We start from the raw sequence: 7658 nt of genomic DNA, 5'->3' as shown, positions 1-7658 counted from the left end.
ACTGGTCTTTGCTGACCAGCCGGCCGGCGCGCTGCAGCAGGACCTCGAGCAGGCCAAGCTCACGCGCCGACAGTTCGAGCATGACGCCATCGATGCTGGCGACGCGGCCGCCCTGGTCATAAATCAGCGGCCCGTGCTTGATGGTGCTGCTGGCCGCGCCCATGCCGCGTCGGCTCAGGGCGCGCACGCGGGCTTCGAGTTCCTGCAGGCTGAAGGGTTTGGCCATGTAGTCGTCGGCGCCGTAATCGAGTCCCTTGACGCGCTCTTCGATGCTGTCAGCAGCCGTCAGGATCAGCACCGGCAAGGTTGAGCCGCGGGAACGCAGGCGCTTGAGCACCTCCAGGCCGTGCATCCTGGGCAGCCCAAGATCGAGAATCAACAGGTCAAACTCGGTGTTGGTCATCAGCGCGGCGTCGGCCTCGCTGCCGCTGGCCACATGGTCGACAGCGGCGCCCGAACTGCGCAAGGTGCGCAACAGGCCATCCGCCAGAACCTGGTCGTCTTCGGCTATCAAAATGCGCATCAAGGTCTCCTCTTTTGGGTCAGTTTGATGAAATTTTCATGCTGCGTGCTGTCTTTGTTCAGGCATTCTAGGCGGCATAGGCTTCCAGCCCGAGGGCCATGACGGTGGCCACCTCCTGGCCCACGGCATCCTGCAGTTCGTTTTGCGCTTGCGTGACGGCTTCTTTGAAAGCCTGTAACCAGCTCAGGCCCGTTGGGGTGAAGACCACCAGGCAGGCGCGTGCGTCGCGCAAGTCGCACTGGCGTTGCACCAGACCCCAGGCTTCGCACTGGTCCACCAGCTTGCCCATGGCCTGTTTGCTGACCCCGGCGCGGGCGGCCAGCTCGGTCAGGCGGGAACCTGCCAAAGCCAGGTGCCGGGTGATGTGGACGTGGGAGGCGGTCAGGTGGCCGCGCGCCGCCAGGTTGGCCAGGGCCAGCGGCATGCTGTCATTGGCCGCCATCAACGCCAGCACACGGGCGTCAAAACGCGCCGAGGCCTGGGCCAGCCAGTAGCCCATGTGGGTCTGGCGCCAGGGGTTGCCGGGGGTGCGTGTTGCCATGCACAAATAGTAAACCAAATTGACTAAAAAATAAGTTTACGAAATTCAACAATCGAAATAAACTACTGTTCAAGTATCCAGCCTGTTGTTAAAAACAGAGGATGCAGATATTGCCAAGTTGTTGGCAATCGACTTCAACCCCAGGAGAGAAACCATGGATGCACCCGTCAGAGCCGCCACCCCCATCAATCCCGAAAAAGCCAAAGCCCTGCAAGTGGCGCTGGCCCAAATTGAAAAGCAATTTGGCAAGGGCACCATCATGCGTTTGGGCGAGGGCGAGGTCATCGAAGACATCCAGGTGGTCTCCACCGGCTCCTTGGGCTTGGACATTGCCCTCGGCGTCGGTGGCCTGCCGCGCGGCCGGGTGGTGGAGATTTACGGGCCGGAATCCAGCGGCAAGACCACCTTGACGCTGCAGGTGATTGCCGAAATGCAAAAAACCGGTGGTCAGTGCGCTTTTGTCGATGCCGAGCACGCGCTTGACATCCAGTATGCGCAAAACCTCGGTGTGAATCTGCAGGACCTGCTGATCAGCCAACCTGACACCGGTGAGCAGGCGCTGGAGATTGTGGACAGCCTGGTGCGCTCTGGCGCCGTGGATCTGATCGTGGTCGACTCGGTGGCGGCCTTGACGCCAAAAGCCGAGCTTGAAGGCGAAATGGGCGACAGCCTGCCCGGCTTGCAGGCCCGCCTGATGAGCCAGGCGCTGCGCAAACTCACAGCCCACATCAAGAAAACCAACTGCATGGTGATCTTCATCAACCAGATCCGCATGAAGATCGGCGTCATGTTCGGTTCGCCCGAAACCACCACCGGCGGCAATGCGCTGAAGTTTTACGCCTCGGTGCGGCTCGACATCCGGCGCACCGGCACCATCAAGAAAGGCGACGAAGCCATCGGCAACGAAACCAAGGTCAAGGTGGTCAAGAACAAGGTGGCGCCGCCGTTCAAAACGGCCGAGTTCGACATCCTGTTCGGTCAGGGCATCAGCCGTGAGGGCGAGATCATCGACATGGGTGTCACCGCCAACATCCTCGACAAGTCAGGCGCCTGGTACGCCTACAACGGTGAAAAAGTCGGCCAGGGTCGTGACAACGCGCGGGATTTCCTGAAAGAAAACCCGGGCCTGTCGCAAGAGATTGAAAACAAGGTGCGCGCCTCCCTGGGCATTCCGCTGCTGGCCGGTGCCGAAACAGCTGAGGCAACCCCCAAAGCGGCAGCCAAGAAAGCCGCCTGACCGTCACTGCGAGCGAAGCGCGGCAGTCTATGGATTCGGAAGTTATGGATTGCTTCACTGCGTTCGCAATGACCGAACCTGGTCCTGAAATGAAACGCAGCGAAGTGACAAGCCATGCCTTTTGATCAGCCCTCGCTCAAAGGCCGCGCCCTGCGCCTGCTCAGCGGCCGTGAGCATTCGCGCACTGAGCTGGAGCGCAAGCTGCAGCGTTTTGAAGAGGAACCGGGCAGTTTGGCGCTGGCGCTGGATGATTTGCAGGCCAAGGGCTTTATTAGTGAGCAGCGGGTGGTCGAGTCGGTGCTGAACCGGCGCGCCGCCAAGCTCGGCGCGTCACGGATCAAACAGGAGTTGCAGGCCAAGGGCCTGGATTCGCAAACGGTGTCAGATGCGGTGGCTGAATTGCGAAGCACCGAACTGGCACGTGCCTTGGCGGTTTGGCAGAAGAAGTTTGGGCATTCGCCTGAAGATGCTGCCGAGCGGGCCCGGCAAATGCGTTTTCTGGCCAGCCGCGGTTTTGGCGGCGACACTATTCACCGGGTGGTGTCGGGTGGCGACAACGATTGAGCTTTACAGTCCCAGCATCAACTGCAAATTTTGCACCGCAGCACCACTGGCGCCTTTGCCCAGGTTGTCCAGTCGCGCCACCAGTACCGCATGCTGAAAACCATCACCCGCATCACGGTTGGCAAACACCCGCAGCTCCAATTGGTTGGTGCCGGCCAGCGCTACCGCATCGAGCTTGTTGTCCGGGGTGGCAGGCAGCACCTTGACCCATTCGCTGTGGGCGTAATGGCGCGCCAGCGCCTGTTGCAGGTCGTCGGCGCCGGGCCGTCCCGGCAACAGGTCCAGATGCAGCGGCAGCTGAACCAGCATGCCCTGTTTGAAGTTGCCCACCGAGGGCACAAACAAAGGGCGGCGCGTCAGGCCGGTCAGAGCCATGATTTCCGGGATGTGCTTGTGCTTCAAACCCAGGCCATACAACTCAAAGGCCGGAGCCGTGCCTTGCTCGTAGGCCTCGATCATGGGGCGGCCGCCGCCCGAATAACCGCTGACCGAAGGCAGGCACAACGGAAAATCGACCGGGATCAGCCCGGCATCGATCAGTGGCCGAAGCAGCGCAATGGCGCCGGTGGCATAGCAACCCGGATTGGCCACGCGGCGTGCGCTCTGGATGGCTTCACGTTGCCCTGCGGCCAGCTCAGGAAACCCATAGACCCAGCCCGGAGCCGTGCGGTGCGCGGTCGAGGCGTCAATGATCTTGGGGCCAGCCTGACCCGTGCTGGCTGCCAGTGCGTCAATCATGGCCACCGATTCAATCGCCGCATCGTCGTGCAGGCACAGCACCACCAGATCGGCCTGCGCCATCAGTTCGCGCTTGGCAGCAACATCCTTGCGGTGTTCGGGCGCGATGCTGATGAGTGCGATGCCAGGCAGGGTTTGCAGGCGTTCGCGAATTTGCAAACCGGTGGTGCCTGCTTCGCCGTCGATGAAGATTTTTTGCATGGTGAAGTCAACTCCTGAAAAATAATACGCGCGTAAGTCTGGCAACAGATTGCCGCAATGCAGCATGATACAGTCCGGAGTTGCTTCGCACGGTGTCCCTGATATTGTCTTGTTGGCAAGTCAGACGGCTATCAACCATTCATTCCTGAGAGAGAGCTCATGAAAATTCACGAGTACCAAGGCAAGGAAATCTTGCGTCAATTTGGTGTGCCAGTGCCTCGCGGCATTGCAGCGTTCACCGTTCAAGAGGCGGTGGAAGCCGCTCAAAAACTCGGCGGCCCGGTGTGGGTTGTCAAGGCGCAGATTCATGCCGGGGGCCGTGGCAAGGGTGGTGGCGTCAAGGTGGCCAAGACCATTGAAGATGTCAAGCGCATCGCTGGCGAAATCCTGGGCATGCAGCTCAAGACCCACCAGACCGGCCCGGAAGGCCAAAAGGTACGCCGCCTCTACATTGAGGACGGTGCCGATATCCAGAAGGAATACTACGTCTCCATCGTGACGGATCGTGCCACGCAAAAGCTGGCCTTCATTGCCTCCAGCGAAGGTGGCATGGACATCGAGGAAGTGGCCCATTCCACGCCCGAGAAAATCATCACCGAGTTCATCGACCCGCTCACGGGTCTGGGTGACGAACAAGCCAGGAAGATTGCCGACGCCATTGGCATGCCCGCTGGCTCGACGGCACAAGCTGTGGACATCTTCCAGAAGCTCTACAAGTGCTACATGGACACCGACGCGTCCCTGGTCGAAATCAACCCGCTGAACCGCGACGGCAAGGGCAATGTGATTGCGCTGGACGCCAAGTTCAACTTTGACGCCAACGCCCTCTACCGTCACCCCGAAATCGTGGCTTACCGCGACCTCGACGAAGAAGACCCGGCCGAAGTCGAAGCCAGCAAGTTTGACCTGGCCTACATCAGCCTGGACGGCAATATCGGCTGCCTGGTCAACGGTGCCGGCCTGGCCATGGCGACCATGGACACCATCAAGCTGTTTGGCGCCGAGCCCGCCAACTTCCTGGACGTGGGCGGCGGCGCCACCCCCGAGAAGGTCACCGAAGCCTTCAAGATCATGCTGAAAAACCCCAAGGTCAAGGCCATTCTGGTCAATATCTTTGGCGGCATCATGAAGTGCGACACCATTGCCACTGGCGTGATCAGCGCCTGCAAGGCCACCAACCTGAACGTGCCACTGGTCGTGCGCATGAAGGGCACCAACGAAGAGCTGGGCAAGAAGATGCTGAAAGACAGCGGCCTGCCGATCATTTCCGTGGACACCATGGCAGAGGCTGCACAAGCAGCAGTTAAAGCGGTGAAAGGTTAAACAAAATGTCTATCTACATCAACAAAGACACCAAGGTCATCACCCAGGGCATCACGGGCAAGACCGGTCAGTTCCACACTGAAAAGTGCCAGGAATACGCCAATGGCAAGAATTGCTTTGTCGCGGGCGTGAACCCCAAGAAGGCCGGCGAGTCGATCTTCAACATTCCGATCTACGCCTCGGTCAAGGAAGCGGCTTCTGAAACGGGCGCTACCGTCAGCGTGATCTATGTGCCGCCATCCGGCGCCGCCGCCGCCATCTGGGAAGCCGTCGAGGCTGACCTGGACCTGGCGATTTGTATCACCGAAGGCATCCCGGTGCGCGACATGCTCGAAGTGCGCAACCGCATGAAGGCCAAGGAAGCTGCTGGCGGCAAAAAGACCCTGCTGCTCGGCCCCAACTGCCCCGGTTTGATCACCCCTGACGAAATCAAGATCGGCATCATGCCCGGTCACATCCACCGCAAGGGTCGCATTGGTGTGGTCAGCCGCTCCGGCACGTTGACCTACGAAGCTGTGGCACAGTTGACCGAAATCGGTCTGGGCCAGTCCAGCGCCGTCGGCATTGGTGGCGACCCGATCAACGGGCTGAAGCACATCGACGTGATGCAGGCTTTCAATGACGATCCTGACACTGACGCCGTCATCATGATCGGTGAAATCGGTGGACCCGACGAAGCTGAAGCCGCACGCTGGTGCAAGCTCAACATGAAGAAACCCATCGTCGGCTTCATCGCTGGCGTGACCGCCCCTGCCGGCAAGCGCATGGGCCACGCCGGTGCCTTGATTTCCGGCGGAGCCGACACGGCGGAAGCCAAGCTGGCAGTGATGGAAGAGTGTGGCTTCAAGGTCACGCGCAATCCGTCCGAGATGGCCAAGCTGCTCAAAGCCATGCTGTAAGTAGCAAGACTTGCAAAGCAAGGCTTTTGACCGGGTCAAAGCCCCGAGCCGGATTTCCTGATGGAAAATCCGGCTTTGTTGTATCTGGGGTTGACCGGTACAGTTTGCTTTACGGGTTTTGTAGCGCAGCGGTAGCCCTGATGCAAGAGGAAGATTGTTTGAATGACCTCACAAATGAACTACGACTATTGCGCGAGTACTGACCAGGGCCTGATTCGTCAAAATAACGAAGACAACTTTCTATTTGACGAAAGTTGTGGTGTGGCAGTGTTGGCCGATGGCATGGGAGGGCATAACGCGGGCGAAGTTGCCAGCATCATGGCTACCACCTCGATTGTTGCAACGTTGACGCGCTGGTTGTCAAACAGCGAGTTGTCGAATCATCCGGACGACCTCTGTCGCTTGCTGGTCGTTAGTGTTGACCAGGCCAATCAGGCGATCCGGCAAGCGGCTACCACCAACCCCGCCTACAAAGGCATGGGAACCACGGTGGTGGTGGGTGTTTTTCAGGGTGACCGGCTGTTTTTGACCCATGTGGGTGACTCACGTTGTTATCGCTTGCGCGGCGGTGCTTTGGCGCAAATGACCAAAGACCATTCGATGCTGCAGGAACAGGTGGATGCCGGCTTGATCAACCGAGCCCTTGCCGTCCACGCCCCGGGCCGCAACTTGCTGACCCGGGCTCTCGGCGTGGAAGCCAGGGTGCCTCTCGAAGTCAGGATTTATCCGGTCGAAGCCGATGACCTTTACCTGATGTGCTCCGATGGCTTGAGTGACATGGTGGACGATGCCAGTATTGCCAACCTGATGAGTCAAGCCACAGATATTGCCACCCGTGCCTCTGCGTTGATTCAGCTGGCCAATGCCAAAGGCGGACGGGACAATGTGACGGTGATGTTGATTCAAGCCCATAATGCAACTACCAGCTAAGGATTGCCGCCGCATTGGTTTGGTGGATAATTAGAACCATTTTGAGGAGGTTTTCGTGCCAAAAATCACCATCAGACTTGACGGTGAACTCATCAAGGAAGTCAGCCTGACCAAAAACCGCACGACTCTGGGCAGGCGTCCCTACAACGATGTTGTCCTTGACAACCTGGCGGTCAGTGGCCGGCATGCCTGCCTGATTCAACAAGATCAGCAGGTAACAATTGAAGACCTTGACAGCACCAATGGCACCTATGTCAACGGTCGCGCGGTTAAAAAGCAAGTGCTGCAGGAAAATGACAGCATTGCCATTGGCCAATTAAAAATCATTTTTTCATGGGAGTCTGACAATGATGACGAGGCGCAGAACAGCCAGGACGACCCCCCGTATGACGCCACCTGGCCACAAGCTTTCCGCGATATGGCAGAGCCGCCTGTCTGCCTCCAGGGTCTGATCAAGGTCGTCTCTGGCCCGGCCGCCGGACGCGAACTGCCGCTCACAAAAACAGTGACAACCTTTGGTAAGCCTGGCGTGGCAATAGCCGCCATCACGCGACGCGATGCAAATTATTTTGTACACCATGTTGAGGGCGCACAGGTTCCCTTGTTGAATGGCGTGGCGGTGGGTCAGGAGCCTGTCATGTTGCACCAGGGTGATCTCATTGCTTTGAGCGGGACTGTGATGCAATTCGCGTGGTTCTGATC

Annotated in this window: 9 protein-coding genes; 6 read left to right on the top strand and 3 right to left on the bottom strand. The window is 58.9% G+C overall.

The genetic code is table 11. The features are described 5' to 3' along the window. A partial coding sequence (locus NDI87_RS02975; RefSeq protein WP_296273317.1) for a response regulator transcription factor occupies positions 1–523 on the bottom strand: 523 nt, incomplete at its 3' end. 67 nt (positions 524–590) lie between these two features. Then, positions 591–1064 carry a helix-turn-helix domain-containing protein gene (locus tag NDI87_RS02970; protein ID WP_296273316.1) on the bottom strand — a complete coding sequence of 158 codons (474 nt, stop codon included), beginning with the start codon at positions 1062–1064 and terminating at the stop codon, positions 591–593. Between the two features lie 154 nt (positions 1065–1218). Here NDI87_RS02970 and recA point away from each other — a divergent pair, with 154 nt between their 5' ends. Together recA and recX are read left to right on the top strand one after the other, a co-directional pair. Beyond that, positions 1219–2301 (top strand): recombinase RecA, encoded by a 1083-nt coding sequence (gene recA / locus NDI87_RS02965; protein WP_296273315.1) that lies wholly within the window; start codon positions 1219–1221, stop codon positions 2299–2301. A gap of 114 nt (positions 2302–2415) precedes the next feature. Then, positions 2416–2865, top strand: a complete 450-nt coding sequence (recX, locus tag NDI87_RS02960) for a recombination regulator RecX (protein WP_296273314.1) — start codon at positions 2416–2418, stop codon at positions 2863–2865. Positions 2866–2868: 3 nt separating this feature from the next. On the opposite strand, the gene argC is transcribed toward recX, so the two are convergent. After that, positions 2869–3804: an N-acetyl-gamma-glutamyl-phosphate reductase gene (argC, locus tag NDI87_RS02955; RefSeq protein ID WP_296273313.1), complete on the bottom strand. Its 936-nt coding sequence runs from the start codon at positions 3802–3804 to the stop codon at positions 2869–2871. A gap of 159 nt (positions 3805–3963) precedes the next feature. On the opposite strand from argC, the gene sucC reads away from it, so the two are divergent. The 4 genes from sucC (at position 3964) to NDI87_RS02935 (ending at position 7656) form a co-directional block, all read left to right on the top strand. Continuing rightward, positions 3964–5127, top strand: coding sequence for an ADP-forming succinate--CoA ligase subunit beta (gene sucC, locus NDI87_RS02950; protein WP_296273312.1), 1164 nt, complete (start codon positions 3964–3966; stop codon positions 5125–5127). 5 nt (positions 5128–5132) lie between these two features. Beyond that, complete coding sequence (gene sucD / locus NDI87_RS02945) at positions 5133–6026, top strand: succinate--CoA ligase subunit alpha (protein WP_296160033.1); 894 nt, start codon at positions 5133–5135, stop codon at positions 6024–6026. Between the two features lie 162 nt (positions 6027–6188). Continuing rightward, positions 6189–6956, top strand: a complete 768-nt coding sequence (locus NDI87_RS02940; protein ID WP_296273311.1) for a Stp1/IreP family PP2C-type Ser/Thr phosphatase — start codon at positions 6189–6191, stop codon at positions 6954–6956. A 55-nt stretch (positions 6957–7011) separates the two neighbouring features. After that, complete coding sequence (locus NDI87_RS02935; RefSeq protein WP_296273310.1) at positions 7012–7656, top strand: FHA domain-containing protein; 645 nt, start codon at positions 7012–7014, stop codon at positions 7654–7656. Positions 7657–7658 lie beyond the last annotated feature (2 nt).

It is taken from the genome of Rhodoferax sp., from assembly GCF_023701345.1.
In the GTDB taxonomy this organism is placed as follows: domain Bacteria; phylum Pseudomonadota; class Gammaproteobacteria; order Burkholderiales; family Burkholderiaceae_C; genus Rhodoferax.
This window is presented reverse-complemented; position numbering and strand designations above follow the sequence as displayed.